Below are 16,511 nucleotides of genomic sequence, written 5' to 3'. Positions count from 1 at the left end.
GCAATGATTCACGCGAAGCCGCGAAGAGCAGGGGCACGCGGAGGCGCGGGGAGGCTCGTGGGAGGAAGCGTCGCGCCGTGTGACGGCTGGGAGAAGACGGGCGGCGCGCGCGACATCCTCGCGGCTCCGCGGCTTCGCGTGCACTTTGCGGCGCAGCCGCCTCCGGGAGGCCCGGAAAGCCGCGGCGCGTCCCCAGCACGTCGTCGCTGCGCCTCCGCGCCTCCGCGCGAACCCAGGCGCCTGCCCGGCGAACGCGCAGCTTTGGGGCATGCGGGGTAAAGGCCGGTACAGACGCCATTTTTACGTTCCGTTAAGGAATAAGCGTCAGGAACGCTGACGCTCGGTGCCCCCCAAGGCCGGGTAGCCTCGCCTGCGCCAACCCGCGCGGCGAGGCGTTTTTCCCGCCCCGCGACCGCACGTGGCGTCCGATCCGTTAACCACTGACGGTTAGGGGGCGGGCATGTCATCCCCCGCCCCTGCGCTGCGCTCGCCGCTCGAGCGGATGCTCGAATGGACGGCCGGCCTGCCGGCGCGGCAGACCGTCCCGGGCCTCGCCGCGGCCTGGGCGGTGGTCGTGCTGCTCGATGCGGCGACCGGCCGGCTCGTCTCGCTCAACACGCTCTATCTGGTGCCGCTCTGCTTCACCGCCTGGTGCCTGGGCGGCGGCTGGGGGCTCGTCTCGGGGGTGCTGGCGGTGGCGACGACGCTGGCGATCAACGGCTTCGGCGATGGCCTGTCGGCGCAGGCGTCGCACGTGCCGACGGGGATCGCGATCTGGAATGCGGCGATGCGGATCGCCGGGGTCGGCTTCCTCATCCTGCTGGTCGGCGCGTTCCGGCGCACCTTCGACCGCGCACACGATCAGGCGCGGATCGATCCGCTCACCGGCCTTGGCAACCGCCGTGCCTTTGCGATCGAGAGCCGGCAGATCGCGCGCCAGGCGCGAGGCCTGCTCTACGGCCTGATCGACCTCGACGATTTCAAGCGGATCAACGACGTGCACGGCCATGCCACCGGTGATGAGATCCTCTGCGTCGCCGCCGGCGCGTTGCGCGGCGCGCTGCGCCCCGGCGATGCGACCGCGCGGATCGGGGGCGACGAGCTCGCCTTCTGCCTCGCCGCGGACGACGGATGCGCCGAGGCGCGCGTCGCCGACATCCACCACCGCGTCGCCACCGCGCTCGCCGGCGCGCGCGTGCCGGCGACGTGCAGCCTCGGCGCGGCGCTCAGCCACGAACCCGGCGTCGCCTTCGCGCTCGCCGCCGCCGACCGCGCGATGTACGCCGCCAAACGCCACGGCAAGGGCCAGTGGCGTTTCGTCGCCTGAGTCGCCGCCGCTTGCATCAAATATTACCGCGCCCGCGGCGCTAGTCGCGACCCGGCCGATCGCCCGGCTGTTCCACGATTGTTCGATAGCTGCTGCCGCCAAAGCTTTGCATCATGTTGTCCCACGCTGGCACCACGACGACATTGCGGCGCGGCATTGCTTGATCTCGACAAGTGAAGAACAGGCTTGTCAGCGTCAACTTAGCGATTATTGCATGGTCATCGTCACGCCAAAGGAGCACAACATGGCCGACCAGAACGAATTTGACACCAGCATCAGTCCGGTGGAACTCGCAACCGAATTGACTGTGGCGTGGCTGAGCAACTCCAATAACCGGGTGAGCGCGGACGATGTGCCGGCGTTCCTGCAGCGGATGCACGACACCGTCGTCGCGCTGTCGACCGGCAGTGCCAAGGGCGGCGACGATGCCGCGCCGGCGCAGGATTACACGCCCGCGGTATCGGTGCGGAAGTCGCTCGCCTCGCGCGACCACATCATCTCGATGATCGACGGCAAGCCCTACAAGACGCTGCGCCGCCATCTCGCCACCAACGGCATGACCCCGGACGAATATCGCGCCCGCTACGGGCTCAAGGCCGATTATCCGATGGTCGCCCCCGCCTATAGCGAGAGCCGCAGCGCGATGGCCAAGACGATCGGTCTCGGCCGCAAGCCCGGCCAGACCAATGCCGCCAAGGGGGAGGCGAAGCCCGCCCGCAAGCCCAAGGCCGACGCGACCGCCTGAGCCGACCTGCCCGGAGCCGCGCCCCGCGCGCGGCTCCGGCCATGATCCGTCCGGTTTGCGGTCACTCGTTTCATGGGTGGAACGTTCTTTTATTTGGTGGGTTTTCAGTCCTCTCGCTGAAAAGGCCGCCATGCCGCACGTGCTGATCATCGAAGATTCCTATCTGTTCGGCGAATTCGTCGCCGATGCCGCGACCTTGGCCGGCGCGGGCAGCATCGAGGTGGCGGAAAGCCAGGCCGCGGCCGAGCGCGCCGCCGCGCGTCGCGCCCCCGATCTGATCATCGCCGACGTCTGCCTGCGCCACGGCACCGGCACCGCCGCGGTCGCGCGGATCGCCGCCGACGGCGTCGCCGCGCCGGTCCTCTATCTTACCGCACATCCCGATCGCTGCCCGAGCGGCGGGCGGGTGATCGCCAAGCCGGTGTCGCACGACCGGCTGCGGCTGACGATCGCCGAGGCCTTTGCGAATCACGCCACGCCGCGTCGGCATCGTTAACCATACCCTGAAATGGAAAACGGCGCGGCCGGGGCGCCGGCGCGCCGCGCTCCGTGCCAACGGTACGGCGCCGGCGCGCGCGGCGGCCGCGCCATTGCGGCGGATGCAGTGACCATGACGGAGGATGCAACCTGCCCCGTTTCGGGACCCGCCAATGCTAGTGAATTACCATGGATTCGGTTATAGTTAAGCACGACAGGGTGAGGCGTGGGTGTGCTTGGATTTCTATGCCGGCACGGCATCCACCGATGGCGGCACAAGCCCGCCACGGTGCGCAAGGGAACGGTGATTTCGCGCTGCGGTCGCTGCAACGCGGTACGGGTGACGCATGCCCGAAACACAAAAGATCGCGAAACCCCTTGAACCGGTACCATAAATGGATACGTTAACCACTCATAGCGAAAACGCTGGGAGAGGCTCTGATGCGTATCTTTAACTACCCCGAGGCCGACCGTCATCCGTTCGGCGCCCACGGCATCCTAATCGCGCTGCCGATCGCCGCCGCACTCTGGGCTGGGATCATCGCCACCGTCTTCTGAGGAGGGGCGCGGCACGGGTTCATGCCGCGCCCGACCGATCCGGCGCGACGGGTTTTTTTGTCGCGTCGCATGACCGCGAGTCCTGCCGGCCTTCTATCATGGAGGCATGAACGTTGGCAGCGCCCCGTCCGGGGTCTACGCCGATTCGCAGCATCACGGCCCCGTGCCGGCCGCAAGCGTCGCGGCGATCGGTGCGATCACCCTGCCCGGTACGACATCGGTGACGCGGCCCGATCCGGCGGCAGAGATCGCCGCTGCGGCGATGACCCATCCCGATCCCAACCGGCTCGATCCCCATCAGCCCCATCCCGCGCATCGCGCCGCCGAGCATCGCGCCGCCACCGCGACGGAGACGCTCGAGGCGCTGCGCACCGCCAAGCGCGAGGCGGAGGTGGCGCGTCTCCACGCCACCCAGAAGATCGCCGATCTCAAGGCGCAGCTCCACCTCGTCGAGATGCTCCACGTCGGCGACCCCGCCAAGCGCGGCGAGGCCGCCGAACAGATTGCGCGTGAACTCGCCGCGACGGTGCACGATTATATCAATGCCGGCGGCACGATGATCCCGAGCAGCGCACCCGTGCCGGTCGCCGGCGACGAAACGTCGGCGCCGACCGACACCGTCAACGCCGTCGCTGCGACCGCCACGGCCCCCGCACAGATTGAGGCGACGCGCGCGAGTGACCCGGCGGTGCTCGTTGCCGCCGCCGCGGTGGGCGGCGCGATCCACGCTGATATCGCCACCGCCCAGGCTCCCGCCCCCGCCCCCGCCCCCCGCCGGCCCGCACGACGACGGCAGGCTAGCGGGTCAGGGTGCGTCACGCGCCCTGCGAGTGCAGCGATCCGCCGGGCCGCAGCCGCCCCGGTATCGTAATTTGGTCACCGTGGCGGCGGTGCGGCGCGTCATCGCAGCGAGGTCATCACGGCTCGCCCACCGCGCCGCGTTCCACACGCACGAACGGGCCGCCGGCTCCCACCGGCGACCCGTCCGCATCGCTGCCGCTGCGCTCAGGACGCGCGGTAGATCTTTAGCCGATATTGCGTCGTGTCGGTGCCGGTCGCATTCTGGTTGGGACCGATAACGAAGGTGACGACATCGCCCTGTTTGAGGCTGATCCCCTTCAGGCTGAGGTCGGAATGGCCCTTGAACATCGTCGTATACACCGTCTTGGCGTTGACCACGACGCCGACGTCGATGCCGTCCGCCGAATTGGCGTTGACGTCGAACGCGCCGACGATGTTGAACGTCCCGTCATAGGGCGAGGTGTAGCGCAGGATCGCCTTGTACGCGTCGGGGGACCCGCCGGTATTATAGTCGACCGGGCTCACCGTATTGGCGTTGATGTTGAACGGGCGCAGCCAGTCGATGCCGATATAGGGCATCCAGTCCGAACTCGCGATCTCGCCGCCGCCCTGCGTATAGGCCTGGGTATAGGCCTGCGAGCGCACGCCATAGGCGAAATAGCTCCACGGCCCCTCAAACTTGGTCGACCCGTCGAGTGAGTTGGTGAAGTCGAACTGGTCGTAGCTGTCGGCGACGAGCTGCGTCGCGCCGAGCGTGACGTTGCTGCCGTAGACGAGCGGCGTGTCGCTGACGATGATCGTCGGCGAATTCTGGTTGAGCGTCGCCGGCTTGGCGATCGCCACCCCTTGCGAATTGTAATATTTTGCGTTTGCCGAGACGGTGAGACTGCGTGGATCGCCCCAGATCACCATCGCCTTGTCGCCGAACTGATAGGCGTAGACGAACGGATCGGTGGCGATACGTTTGCCGGCGCCTTGAGTGAGCACCTGCGTCGCCATCACCTGATAGCCCCGCCCGGGCGGGAGCACCGCACCAGCGAACGAGGCGAGCGCGATGTTCTTGTACCAGACGTTGTTAGAACTGCCCTGCTGGCGCAGCGAATACCAGTCCGCCTCGGCGACGCCCGCCGACGCCATTACTGCGACGCTCTTGACCAGATAGTCAGCGGTGTCGGAAATACTGTCGAGTTCCTGCGCAAATTCGGTCGTGTGTATCGGCTTGGCGCTGCTCCCCATTGCGTTGCGCAGCACAGTGAGCTGCTTGTCGAGCTGCTCGGGGTTGGTGGTATAGGGATGGACGACGATCCCATCCATATAGTTGAGGCCGCCGAGCGCAAACAACGTCTTGAAGTAGCCGACCGGGATCGCCAGCGCCGCCCCGCCCAACACCTTGACGTCGGGGTGCTTCGCCTTGACCGCGGTGTAGACGGCCTTTAGCATGTCGTAATAATATTTCTGGCGCGCGGGATAGCCGTCGTTCAGCACCGGCCCAGTGACGAAGTTGAACGCGTTGTATTCGTTGCCGACCTCGATCGCCTTGACGCGCGGGAACCGGTCGAGCGTCGCGACGATCATCTTGGCGTAGGCGGCGCGGCCGGCGTCGGTATAGGGAGTGAGGCCGCTGTCGTAGAGCGAGTTGGTGTTGTCGAACAGTAAGGTCACCGGGAAGCCGCCGTCGATGACATTGTCGATCCAGCTCACCTTGGGCGAGGTGAACTGGTAGACGCCGGGCGACTTCTCGATCTCGGTCCAGGCGACGCCATCGCGGACCTGCGCCACGCCGAGCGTCTTGGCGGTCTGCAGGATTGAGAAATCCCAGGTCTGCTGGCCGAAGGCGGTCGCCGTGCCGAGCACTAGCGTATTGGGATTGGATGCCGTCGGGGTCGGCGTTGGCGTGGGGGCCGGCGTCGGTGTCGGAGCGGGGGTTGGTGCGGGGGTCGGCGTCGGCGTCGCGGCAGGCGTCGGCGTTGGCGTCGCGGCAGGCGTCGGCGCTGGGACGACGATGACGCCCGACGATCCCGCCGCGGTCTCGCTGGTGCTGGTGGCGGTGCTGCTGCTGCCGCCACCGCCGCCGCAGCCGCCGAGCATTAGCAGGCTCGAGGCCGCCATTAAAAGTCCAAAGCTACGCATGACTGTTCAGCCCAAGAATAATTCTTAAGCGTTTTAGGCCGTTACAGTTAAATATCGGTTGAAGGCCGGGACGGATGATGGTTGGAGGCCGCGGGCTTCGCGCGTCGTCTCGCGCGCGGTGTGCCGCCACGGCGTTTGACGCTCCTGATCCCTCCCTTCCGCGCTGGGTGCGCGCCATGGAGCCCGATGGTCTTTCACCGCCGCCCCGTCGCCGCGCCCTGCCTGCCGCCCGGGCGGCGCGTCTATGCGATTGGCGACATCCATGGCGAAGCGGACCTGCTGATCAGCCTGCTCAACGCGATCCGCCACGATTCGAGCGCGCGCGGGCCTGCGGCGGTGACCTTGGTGTTCCTTGGCGACTTCATCGATCGCGGCCGCGACGCGGCGACCCTACTGCGCGCGCTGCCGCTCGCCGGCGACGACGACGTCAAGGTGCTCAAGGGCAATCACGAGGCGGCGCTGGTCGACGTCTATCGCGGCGACGAGGAGGCGCTCGCCTTCTGGCTGCGCTTCGGCGGGCGGCAGACGCTGGAGGGACTGGGTGTGATGATTGCCGAGCCGGTCGACACCGCGCACCTGCTGCACGCGCTGCGCGCCGCGCTCGACGTCGGGGTGGTCGATTGGCTCGACCGGCTGCCGCATGCCTGGACGTGCGGCGACTATCTGTTCGTCCACGCCGGCATCCGCCCGCGCGTACGGCTGGCGCGGCAGGACCCGGACGATCTGTTGTGGATCCGCGAACCCTTCCTGTCGAGCCGCCGCCGCCACGAGAAGGTGATCGTCCACGGCCATACCTTCACGCCGGGCCGGCCGGAGCTCGGCGGCAACCGCATCGGCATCGACACCGGCGCGCACGAAACCGGCTGCCTCACTGCGCTCGGCCTCGAGGGCGAGGCGCAATGGCTGATCCAGGCCTATGACGACCGCCCGCGCACGACCAGCGAACCGTTCGGCTAGGCGGCGGTAAGGGGTTCATGCGGAGGCGCGGAGGATGTCCAGCCCGCCGCGGCAGCGGCCCTCCCCGCCCGATCGGTCATGAGAGCATCACGCCAGCCCGAACGGCACCCCCTCCGCGCCTCCGCGCGCACCCGCATCGGCATCGGCATCGGCGCAAGCGAGCCCCCGCTACGCCGCGCCTGCCCGCCGTTCGTCGTCGCGCAGCGTCAGCACCTCGACGCCGTCGTGGGTCACCGCGACGGTATGTTCGAACTGCGCCGAGAGCTTGCCGTCGCTGGTCACCACCGTCCAGCCGTCGTCCTTGGTCGCGACCGTGCGGCGGCCCTGGTTGATCATCGGTTCGATCGTGAACACCATGCCCTCGCGCAGCCGCATGCCCGTGTTCGGCCGGCCGAAGTGGAGGACCTGCGGCGCTTCGTGCATGTCGCGGCCGATGCCGTGGCCGCAGAAGTCGCGCACCACCGAATAGCCGTGCGTCCTGGCGTGGCGCTCGATCGCGGCGCCGATGTCGCCGAGATGCGCGCCCGGCCGCACCTGGCCGATGCCCTTCCACATCGCCTCGCGCGCGACCCGCACCAGTCGCCGCGCGGCCGGGCTCGGCTCGCCGACCAGATAGGTCTTGCTCGAATCCGCGATGAAGCCGTTCTTCTCCAGCGTGATGTCGAGGTTGATGATGTCGCCGTCGCGGACGATCTCGCCGGCGCTCGGCACGCCGTGGCAGACGACGTGATTGATCGAACAGTTGAGCACGAAGCGGAAGCCATATTGGCCCTTGCTCGCCGGCCGCGCGGCGAGGTCGTCGGTGATGAACCGCTCGACCAGATCGTTGATCGCGAGCGTCGACATCCCGGCGAGCGTCTGGCGGTCGAGCATCTCGAACACCGAGGCGAGCAGCCGGCCCGAGACGCGCATCAGCGCCAGTTCGTCCGGCGTCTTGACCATGTCAGGCGATCGCGGCGACGGGGGCGTGGCAGGCGGCCCGCTGCGCCGCGACGATCTCGTTGAACGACAGCGTCGGATGCGCCTCGGCGAGCATGCCGATCTTCATCCAGAATTCGGCCTGGGCGTTGATCGACCGGCACATGACCATGCTCGCCTTGCGTGCCTCCTCGTGCAGCCCGTCGTCGATCTTGACGATCCCCATGGGACTTTCCTCCGTTAGCCTATACGAACCGTATATGGATCATATGCTCGGGGTCAATCGGAGAGGACCGAAGGGCGGCGTTATGCCCGTGCGCGCGGCGCAATCGTGCTGCGACGCGGCGAACCGACGGTAGCATAGCGCGTCGTGATGCGTTCGAACCGGTGGCGACCGTTCGCCGACACTGGGAGACTCCATATGCTGAAATCCGTCCTGCTCGGCGCATCGACGCTCGCCCTCGCGGCCAGCCCCGTCGCGGCGAGCGCCGCCACCGCCAATCCCGCGAGCACGCTGTCGCTGTCGTCGGCGCATCGCGCCGCCGCGCCGGCCGGCAAGTCGAACAAGCTCGCCGGCGCCGGCATCGGCCCGATCTCGGCCGCGATCATCGTCGCCGGCATCGCGATCGGCGCCGCGGTACTGATCAGCGACCATGAGGATTCGGACAGCAACTGATCCTCACCCGCCCGGCATCGTTCGACGCCGGGCGGGCATCACCGTGCCAGTGGGTTCGTCTGGCCGGCGCGGTCGCGGCGGATCGCCGCCAGCATCGCGGGGAGCGCGCTGAGCGCGGCGGAGGGGATCGCGATATTGGCGTGTGCCGCGGTAAAGCCGGGCAGGATGTCACGGACCGGCGCGAGTTCGCCGGCGTTGATCGCGACGACCAGCGGCGCGCCGGGTGCAGCCGGATCGAGCAGCGGCGCGCCTGAGGCGCCCTCGCGGCTGGCGCAATCGTGCAACAGCCAGCCCGCCCCCACTGTCGCTGTCCCCGCTGCCGCAACGATCCGGCACGCGCGCTGGCGGCTGAGCTGGCGCATGCCGCGGTCGCGTGCATAACCCGCCAGATCGACCGGACCGCGCGGATCGGCGCGTGGCGCGGCAAGTTCGTACCAGCCGAGCCGCCGCCCCGGGCAATCGTCGAGCCGGACCAGGGCGAGATCGGGCAGAGCGCCGCCGAGGCCGCCGGCGTGACGCACCCGGCCCGCCACGCGCAGCGGTGCGTCGGCCGCGGCGAGCGCGAAGCGGACGCTGACGTCGTAATCCGCCATCGGGTCGAGATTGAGCGGATGGTTGCCGAACACGACGTGGTAATTGGTCACCGCATAGCATGGCGAAACCAGGAAGGCGGTACCCGCCCCCGGTGGCACGCCGAAGCCGCGCTTGGCGCGCAGCACGAAATCGGATTCGATCGCGCCGATCGGCGCCAGCCGTCGTGCCTCTGCCGCACCGGCCGCGACGTACGCGCGCGGGTCCACGCCGTCCGCATCGAATATATTGGCGCCGGCCGCGGCGGACAGCCCGGCTGCCGCTGCGATCGCGATTAGAACCGGCCGCCCGACGGACGAGCCGCAGCGGATCAGCGCGCGGTGCTCCGGTCGTAGGGGACGAAGCTGTCGAAGGTGCAATAGGCCGACGGCACCGACGAAGTCGACTGGACGGTGCGGAAGCGATCACCCTTGCACAGCTGCGCGCCGCGCTGCTCCACGACCAGGGTGCGGCCAGGCCGTAGGCCTTGGCAGACGCCCTGCGGATGGACCACCCAATTGCGTCGGTCGGTGCGTGAATAGACGATCGTGCGCGCGTCGACGATCTCGGCGCGGGCATTGGTATCGAAGCCCGACAGGCATTGGCTTGCCGGGCCGGCGACGCGACCGGCGAGCGGATCGTCCTTGGCCGCTACCAACATCATGCCCAACGCTACGACGCTCAATGCTTTGGTCAGCATTACCATCTCCCCGCCGGCGACACGGTCATAACGGTCATGCCGCTACCGTGCGGCAAACGCCGTGCCGCGGCGAGGGTTCCCGTCCGGTCGGACGATCGGAGGGCGACAGCCGCTCCGATCGGTCTCGATCACATGCCGTTCGACAGATTGGTGTCGGGGTCGTTGGTGCGCATGTCTTCGGCCTGGTTCTGGCCGGTCGCGCGCACCGCGTCCGCCGTGTTCTCGAGCCGGTCCGCGGCAGCGGCATTGCCGGTCGCGTCGGCGGCATCTTCGAGATTGTCGGCGACCGCTTCGGTGTTCGACTCGATATTGTCGGCGGCCTGCTCGCGCGGGCTCGAATTGCAGGCCGACAGGCTGACCAGACCGGCTGCCAGAGCCACCATTACCGTCTTCTTCATCACTAACCCCCTTTTGTTACGGACCCGTAAGGTCGAACCGATGGTAATGGTCGATCGCCGCGTTGGTTCCGCGCCGCTCAGCTGCGCGCGATGCCGAACCAGCGCGACGGGTCCTGCCCCGATTGCGCGCCGATCCACTGATAGGGCACGTCGCGCCACGGCCGCAGCCCCTCGGTGCGGCTGTCGAGGACGAGGTCGCCCGAGCCGGTGCGCGCGACCAGCACGACGTGCAGGCCGATCCGCCGCGCATAGCCGACCGCGAGGAACAGGGTCTCGGGCGGGACGCCCGCCTGGATCAGCTCGATCCGCTTCTCGAGCGCGATATCCTCGCAATCGCCGCGCGCGTCGCGACCGCGCCCGGCCGGCGTCCACAATTCGCCGCGGCCATAGGTGCGCACGTCGGTCTGCTGGCGGACGCGCCGGTTGACGGTGCGGTTGACCGTATCGATCAGGCGCAGGTCGTCGGTCAGCGTCGCCGACCCGGTCATCGGCGCGGAGCTGCACAGCTCGGGCCGCGTCGCGCACATCGCGGTGAAGCCGCGCGGCGCGGTGATCGGCTGGTCGAGCGTGATGAACGACAGCACCGGATGCGCCGCGGCGAGCGCGGGCGAGACCAGAGCGAGCGCGAGCAGCAGCCGGCGAAGCAGGGCAAGGACGGTCATGGCGGCAAGGCTAGCCAGCAAAGGTTAACAAGCCGTCCCGTAGCGGGCCTTTGTCCTAAACCCCAGCAGGTGACAAGAAACATGACGTACGCTAGCTTTAGCCGATTGTGTCCGCGCCGGGAGAAGGCCGGATGCATCGAATGGTTACTGGGGATATGCGGCGAATGAAAATCCTGACGCTGATCGCGGCGATCGCACTCGCCGGCTGCGGCCCGGCGCTCGCCGGCCAGACCTCCCCGGTCGGCAGCACGCCCGCCGCCACGTCTGCCGCGACGGGCGCGGCCGCACGCGCCGGCGTCACCGCCTCGGCGCAGGCCGGCCCGGCGGGCGTGTCGGCCGCGACCGACGATTACCGGCTCGGCGTCGCCGACAAGGTGCGCATCCTGATCTTCGACGAACCGTCGCTGTCGGGCGAGTTCCTGGTCAACGCCAACGGCAAATTGTCGCTGCCGCTGATCGGCGACGTCGAGGCGGCGGGTGTCACCACCACCGCGCTCGCCGCGACGATCCAGCGCAAGCTCGCCGACGGCTATCTGCGCGAGCCGCGGGTCAGCATCGACGTGCTCACCTTCCGCCCCTTCTACATCCTCGGCGAGGTCAACAAGCCGGGCGAATATCCCTATTCGTCGGGTCTGACGGTGCTCAACGCGGTGGCGACCGCGGAAGGCTTCACCTATCGCGCCAGCAAGAAGTCGGTGGTGGTCAAGCACGCCGGCGAGGCGGACGAAGAGACCGTGCCGCTCTCCCCCGACCTGCGCGTCCGCCCCGGCGATACGATCCGCATCAAGGAACGCCTGTTCTGACGACGCCGCGCTGAGCGCCTGAGCGGGTTCGCGCGGAGGCGCGGAGGACGCAGAGGGGGCACGCTTCAGGCTGGCGCGGCCCTCCCTCTCCTGCCGGCCGATGGCATGGGCTGCCGTTGCGGCCGGCGCACCCTCTCCGCGCCTCTGCGCCTCCGCGTGAACCCGATCCACCCTCTGCCGATGGCGCGAGGGCTGGATAATTTCACGCGAAGACGCGAAGAGGCGGCGGCTCGGGCTGGTGTGGCCCTCTCCTTCCAGCGGTGAATGGCATGGGCCGCGCCTGCGGCGGTCGGAACATCTTCGCGTCTTCGCGTGAATCCCTAGTTCCCCGCCGTATCATCCGACCGGGCAGCGGTATGCGCGCGCGCCTCTGCGCTCTCTGCGCCTCTGCGCGAAACAACAGGATCACGCGGAGGCGCGGAGGCGCGGAGGAGGCGCTCCGGGATGGTCATGACCTTCCCCCGCGGCCGGTGCGAGGGAAGGGCCGTGCCTGCGTCCGATGCGGTACCAGCGGCGTTGGTTACTGTCCCGGAAACGGACACAACCACAACGGACCATGCGGCGTGATTGTGGTTTGCGGCGTTATGTGACACAGGATTGAAAAAACAGGGGTTCCACGGATGCGGATGCTTATTCTGGGCATGGCGGCGGCAGCGACGCTGGTGGCCGCCGGCGGGGACGCGCAGATCCCGGTGACGCCCCTGTCGCCGGTCGTGTCGCGCGACGATCCCAATGTCATCGCGCTCTATACCGACATCCTGCGCACCATCGCCGGCGTGCCCGCGCCCGCCTCGCGCGAGGCGCTCGAGGCGCAGATCGCCTATACGATCGACCAGAGCCAGGCGAACTGCCCGGTGGTCGTCGCCGCGCTGCACGAGACGCTCGACACCGCCCAGCCCAAGCCGACCGTGCAGGCGCTGCGCGACGTGCTGACCAGCGCCTCGCGCTGCGACCGCTACGGCACCGCCGCGGTCGGCGGTCCTGGCGCGACGCTGGCGCTCGGCCCGGTGGTCGGCATCGGCGGGGGCGGCGGCTCCAATTACGCCAATTTCTGATCCATGATTTTGACAGGTATTTCGATGCGGCTGCCCCTTGTTGCCCTGGCGGGCATGCTGACCCTGCCGTTCGCGGCGAGCGCCGCGGAGGCGCAGTCGACCGACGCCAATCTGGTGCTGCCCAACCTGCCGCTCGATTTCGATCGCGGCAAGAACACCAGTGTGCTCCAGCGTGAGCGCCCCGAATATCAGGCGCAGGGCGTGCGCGCCGGTTCGTTCCTGCTCTATCCCAAGCTCGAACTCGGCGCCGGCTTTACCGACAACGCCTATCAGGTCGACAGCAATAAGCAGAGCGACGTCTACGCGCTGATCGCGCCGTCGATCGCCGCGAACAGCAACTGGTCGACCAACGAGCTCAACTTCAACGCGGGCGCGCGGCTGCGCCGCTTCTCGAGCGAGACGCCGCGCAACGAGACCAATTACAATCTTGATGCGAGCGGCCGGCTCGACGCGACCCGCTCGCTGAGCTTTAACACGCTGCTGCGCACCGCGCGCTCGACCGAGCCGCGCTCGTCCGCCGCCTCGCCGCAGGATGCTGCCGAGGCGATCCAGTTCCAGCAGACCACCGCCAGCGTTGGCAGCGCCTTCGCCGGCGCGCGCATCCGCGGACAGGTCGCGGTCAGCGTCGACCAGTTCAATTTCTCCGACGTGCGCTCCTTCTCGAACACGATCATCAGCCAGCAGAATCGTGACCAGGTGCTGCTGCGCACCACCGCGCGCGGCGAATATGCGATGTCACCCGACACCTCGCTGTTCCTGCAAGGCGGCTATACCGACACCAGCTATAAATATCCGCTGACCATTGGCATTCCCAATCGCGATTCCAAGGAGGTCAACGTGATCGGGGGGGCGAGCTTCGACCTGTCGGCGCTGATTCGCGGCGGCATCGGTCTGGGCTATGTCAGCCGCCGCTACGATTCCCCGATCTATTCCGACATCTCCGGCCTGTCGGCGGAAGCGCGGGTCGAATATTTCCCCACCCAGCTGACCACGGTCGGCCTCAACGTCCGCCGCACCATCCAGGACAGCTATTTCGGCACGAGCAGCGGCTATTTCGCCACCGCCGCGGCGGTGCGCGTCGATCACGAGCTGCTGCGCAACCTGTTGCTCAACGCGCAGCTCGGCTATGAGCAGGACGATTTCGCCAATCAGGACGCCAAATCGAAGATCCTGCGCTACAGCGCCGGTGCGCGCTATCTGCTCAATCGCAACTTCGGCTTCGGCCTCGTCGTCGGGCGCGACAATCGTACCGCGCGCGGCAACGTCGGATTACGGGCTTTCGACGAGACGCGTGCACTGTTATCAATCGTTGTGCAGCGGTAACGCTGTTGTCCCCAAAGGGAAAATAGCGACCGTATGAATAAGATGTCCGCGTTGGCCGAAACCGAGGAAGCAAGCCGCTTCGACCAGTCGCGTCATGTCGGCCGCCGTGCAGTGACGCTGCGGTCGGTCGGCGATGCGATCCGCCGGCGCTGGATCGTCGTCGTCGCCACCGCCGTGCTGGTGTTCGCCGCCGCGCTCGGCGCGGCGCTGATGCTGACGCCCAAATACGATGCCTTCGCCAAGGTGCGCATCACCCCCAATGCCGCCTCGCCGCTCGACTTCGGCAACACCAACGAACAGCCCGCGGACCAGACCGCGGTCAATACCGAGGTGCAGGTGATCGGCTCGCGCGGCACCGCGCGCAAGGTGGTGACGCAATTGGGGCTCGACCGCGATCCCGAATTCGCCGGCAAGGGCCCCGCCAATACCGCGATCGAACGCGCGACCAGCGGCGTGCTCGACCATCTCAAGATCAACCGCGACGACAAGAGCTATCTTGTCATGATCGGCATCCGCTCGGTCGACGGCGCCAAGGCGGCGCGCATCGCCAATACCTATGCCGCGACCTATGTCGCCGGCACCGCCGACAATCTGATGGGCACCGCGGCGAAACAGTCGCAGTCGATCCAGGACCGGCTGCGCGAGCTTGGCGCCGAGGTGCAGGCCGCCGACGCGCGGCTCGCCTCCTATCGCGCGCAGAGCGGCATCAGCCAGAGCGGCGAGGGCGGCACGATCACCGACCAGCAGATCGCGCCGCTGTCGATGCAGCTCGCCACCGCCGAATCCGAGGCCGCCGCGGCGCGCTCGGCATTGTCGGTCGCCGAACGGCAGAATGCCACCGGCGGCACCGACGCCATCTCCGCGGTGCTGTCGTCGGGGGTCATCGCCGACCTGCGCCGCCAGCGTACCGAGGCGGAGAAGCGCCGTGCCGAGCTGAGCTCGCGCTACGGCCCGCGCTATCCGCTGTCGATCCAGGTCGCCGAGCAGATCGAATCGCTCGACCAGCAGATCCGCCAGGAGGCGCAGCGCGTCGTCGGCGGTCTGCGCAGCCAGGCGCTGTCCGCCGAGGCACGCGCCGCCAGCCTGCGCGGCCGGCTCAACACGCTGCAGCGCGGCGTCGCCCGCGACGACCAGGCGTCGGTGATGGCCGGCAGCCTCGAGCGCGATGCCGAGGCCAAGCGCACCGCCTACACCCGCCTCGCCCAGGCGGCGCAGCAGTCGAGCCAGGCGCAGCGCGTCTCGACGCCGCAGGCGAACATCATCGAGAATGCGACGATCCCGACCAAGCCGACCTTCCCGCAGGTCAAGGCCTTCGCCGCGGCGGGGCTGCTGATCGGCCTCGTCTTCGGTCTCGCCGGCGTGCTGCTGTTCGAGGGGCTGAGCTCGACGATCCGCAAGCCCGAGGATATCGAGACGCTGCTCGGCCTGTCGTTCGTCGCCTCGGTGCCGCGCCTGCCGACGCCGTGGAAGCTGCGTGCGCATCGCGTCACCAACCCGGCCACCACGCTCGTCGCCAAGCCGATGACCGTCTATGCCGAGGCCTATCGCGCGATCCGTGCCTTCGTCGTGACGCGCAACCAGACGCAGCCGACCAAGGTGATCGCGCTCGCCTCGACGCTGCCCGGCGAGGGCAAGACGACCAGCGCCTTGTCGCTCGCGCGGGTAATGGCGATGAGCGGCGACCGCGTGCTGCTGATCGACTGCGACGTGCGCCGCGCCGGCGTGCTGCGCGCGCTCAACCGCTCGGTCGACACCGGCTTGGCCGACGTGCTCGAAGGCCGCAGCACGATGGCGCAGGCGGTGATCCCCGACGAGGTCGACGGGCTCGACCTGCTGCTCGTCCAGGGCTCGCTGTTCACCCCGATCGACCTGTTCGGCGGTGGCCGGATGGAAGCGATGCTCGAGGCGGCGCGCAGCCGCTACGACTTCATCATCCTCGACACGCCGCCGCTGCTCGGCATCGCCGATGCACGGACGCTGGTCGGCCTTGCGGACGCGGTGATGCTGGTGATCAAGTGGAATGCGACGCCGATCGCCGCGGTCGACGCGGCGCTCGCCGGGCTCGAACATAGCCATGGCGAGGTGCTCGGCGCGGTGCTGACGATGGTCGATCACCGGTCGGAGGCGATGGGCGGCCTCTATTATTCGGCGCGCTACTCCTCCTATTACAACGAATAGTGGCGCGCGCGCCGGAGCGGCTGGCGTGGCTCGCGGTGGCGGGGGCGACGCTGCTGCTCGCCGGCCTCGCCATCGGTCCTGAACGGCGCATCGCCCGCGTCGCCGCGGCGCGCGACGATGATGCCGCGACCCGCGCCGCGCTGCTCGCCGAGGCGGCGGACTGGCGCCCCGCCGACGTCCCGCCGCGCGCCGCCGCCGGCCTTGCCGGCTTGTGGCTGCGCCAGGCGGCGACC

Annotated in this window: 19 protein-coding genes; 11 read left to right on the top strand and 8 right to left on the bottom strand. The window is 68.5% G+C overall.

The genetic code is table 11. The annotated features are described in order from the left end of the window. Positions 1-460 precede the first annotated feature (460 nt). Complete coding sequence (locus PBN85_RS18480) at positions 461-1,327, top strand: GGDEF domain-containing protein (RefSeq protein ID WP_271301103.1); 867 nt, start codon at positions 461-463, stop codon at positions 1,325-1,327. A gap of 40 nt (positions 1,328-1,367) precedes the next feature. Here PBN85_RS18480 and PBN85_RS18475 read toward each other — a convergent pair whose 3' ends face one another. Beyond that, the gene (locus PBN85_RS18475) at positions 1,368-1,526 is read right to left on the bottom strand and encodes a hypothetical protein (RefSeq protein WP_271301102.1); all 159 of its coding nucleotides are present in this window, start codon (positions 1,524-1,526) and stop codon (positions 1,368-1,370) included. Positions 1,527-1,571: 45 nt separating this feature from the next. Here PBN85_RS18475 and PBN85_RS18470 point away from each other — a divergent pair, with 45 nt between their 5' ends. The 3 genes from PBN85_RS18470 (at position 1,572) to PBN85_RS18460 (ending at position 3,978) form a co-directional block, all read left to right on the top strand. Continuing rightward, positions 1,572-2,072 carry a MucR family transcriptional regulator gene (locus PBN85_RS18470; RefSeq protein ID WP_271301101.1) on the top strand — a complete coding sequence of 167 codons (501 nt, stop codon included), beginning with the start codon at positions 1,572-1,574 and terminating at the stop codon, positions 2,070-2,072. Between the two features lie 130 nt (positions 2,073-2,202). Then, entirely contained in the window at positions 2,203-2,568 is a 366-nt protein-coding gene (locus PBN85_RS18465; RefSeq protein ID WP_271301100.1) for a response regulator, read from the top strand. Between the two features lie 645 nt (positions 2,569-3,213). After that, positions 3,214-3,978, top strand: a complete 765-nt coding sequence (locus PBN85_RS18460; protein ID WP_271301099.1) for a hypothetical protein — start codon at positions 3,214-3,216, stop codon at positions 3,976-3,978. A gap of 134 nt (positions 3,979-4,112) precedes the next feature. On the opposite strand, the gene PBN85_RS18455 is transcribed toward PBN85_RS18460, so the two are convergent. Next, positions 4,113-6,017 carry a hypothetical protein gene (locus PBN85_RS18455; RefSeq protein ID WP_271301098.1) on the bottom strand — a complete coding sequence of 635 codons (1,905 nt, stop codon included), beginning with the start codon at positions 6,015-6,017 and terminating at the stop codon, positions 4,113-4,115. A 207-nt stretch (positions 6,018-6,224) separates the two neighbouring features. Here PBN85_RS18455 and PBN85_RS18450 point away from each other — a divergent pair, with 207 nt between their 5' ends. Beyond that, on the top strand, positions 6,225-6,995 hold the full coding sequence (locus tag PBN85_RS18450) for a metallophosphoesterase family protein (RefSeq protein WP_271301097.1): 771 nt from the start codon (positions 6,225-6,227) through the stop codon (positions 6,993-6,995). 168 nt (positions 6,996-7,163) lie between these two features. Here PBN85_RS18450 and map read toward each other — a convergent pair whose 3' ends face one another. Continuing rightward, the gene (gene map, locus PBN85_RS18445; RefSeq protein WP_271301096.1) at positions 7,164-7,937 is read right to left on the bottom strand and encodes a type I methionyl aminopeptidase; all 774 of its coding nucleotides are present in this window, start codon (positions 7,935-7,937) and stop codon (positions 7,164-7,166) included. Between the two features lies 1 nt (position 7,938). After that, positions 7,939-8,139: a ParD-like family protein gene (locus tag PBN85_RS18440; RefSeq protein WP_271301095.1), complete on the bottom strand. Its 201-nt coding sequence runs from the start codon at positions 8,137-8,139 to the stop codon at positions 7,939-7,941. Positions 8,140-8,334: 195 nt separating this feature from the next. Here PBN85_RS18440 and PBN85_RS18435 point away from each other — a divergent pair, with 195 nt between their 5' ends. After that, entirely contained in the window at positions 8,335-8,589 is a 255-nt protein-coding gene (locus PBN85_RS18435; RefSeq protein WP_271301094.1) for a hypothetical protein, read from the top strand. Between the two features lie 38 nt (positions 8,590-8,627). Here the strand turns inward: PBN85_RS18435 and PBN85_RS18430 are convergent, their stop codons facing one another. The 4 genes from PBN85_RS18430 to PBN85_RS18415 all read right to left on the bottom strand — a co-directional run bounded on the left by PBN85_RS18430 (position 8,628) and on the right by PBN85_RS18415 (position 10,919). After that, positions 8,628-9,389: a trypsin-like serine peptidase gene (locus tag PBN85_RS18430; RefSeq protein ID WP_271301093.1), complete on the bottom strand. Its 762-nt coding sequence runs from the start codon at positions 9,387-9,389 to the stop codon at positions 8,628-8,630. A gap of 101 nt (positions 9,390-9,490) precedes the next feature. Beyond that, on the bottom strand, positions 9,491-9,823 hold the full coding sequence (locus PBN85_RS18425) for a hypothetical protein (protein ID WP_271301092.1): 333 nt from the start codon (positions 9,821-9,823) through the stop codon (positions 9,491-9,493). Positions 9,824-9,987: 164 nt separating this feature from the next. Beyond that, complete coding sequence (locus tag PBN85_RS18420; protein WP_037533991.1) at positions 9,988-10,257, bottom strand: hypothetical protein; 270 nt, start codon at positions 10,255-10,257, stop codon at positions 9,988-9,990. A 77-nt stretch (positions 10,258-10,334) separates the two neighbouring features. Further along, positions 10,335-10,919, bottom strand: a complete 585-nt coding sequence (locus PBN85_RS18415) for a transglutaminase-like cysteine peptidase (RefSeq protein ID WP_271301091.1) — start codon at positions 10,917-10,919, stop codon at positions 10,335-10,337. 164 nt (positions 10,920-11,083) lie between these two features. On the opposite strand from PBN85_RS18415, the gene PBN85_RS18410 reads away from it, so the two are divergent. The 5 genes from PBN85_RS18410 to PBN85_RS18390 all read left to right on the top strand — a co-directional run. After that, the gene (locus PBN85_RS18410; RefSeq protein WP_443026793.1) at positions 11,084-11,722 is read left to right on the top strand and encodes a polysaccharide biosynthesis/export family protein; all 639 of its coding nucleotides are present in this window, start codon (positions 11,084-11,086) and stop codon (positions 11,720-11,722) included. Positions 11,723-12,342: 620 nt separating this feature from the next. After that, on the top strand, positions 12,343-12,777 hold the full coding sequence (locus PBN85_RS18405) for a hypothetical protein (RefSeq protein WP_152542243.1): 435 nt from the start codon (positions 12,343-12,345) through the stop codon (positions 12,775-12,777). 24 nt (positions 12,778-12,801) lie between these two features. Next, a complete protein-coding gene (locus PBN85_RS18400) occupies positions 12,802-14,100 on the top strand; it encodes an outer membrane beta-barrel protein (protein ID WP_271301089.1) in 1,299 nt (432 codons plus the stop codon). Between the two features lie 33 nt (positions 14,101-14,133). Then, positions 14,134-16,278 (top strand): GumC family protein, encoded by a 2,145-nt coding sequence (locus tag PBN85_RS18395; protein ID WP_037533997.1) that lies wholly within the window; start codon positions 14,134-14,136, stop codon positions 16,276-16,278. Next, on the top strand, positions 16,278-16,511 hold a 234-nt coding region (locus PBN85_RS18390), incomplete at its 3' end, for a hypothetical protein (protein ID WP_271301088.1). The genes PBN85_RS18395 and PBN85_RS18390, both read left to right, overlap by 1 nt.

The sequence above is a fragment of the Sphingomonas sp. CV7422 genome (assembly GCF_027945725.1).
Taxonomy (GTDB): Bacteria; Pseudomonadota; Alphaproteobacteria; order Sphingomonadales; family Sphingomonadaceae; genus Sphingomonas; species Sphingomonas kyungheensis.
The sequence above is the reverse complement of the archived record's forward strand: the minus strand, read 5'-3'. Positions and strand labels throughout refer to the sequence as shown.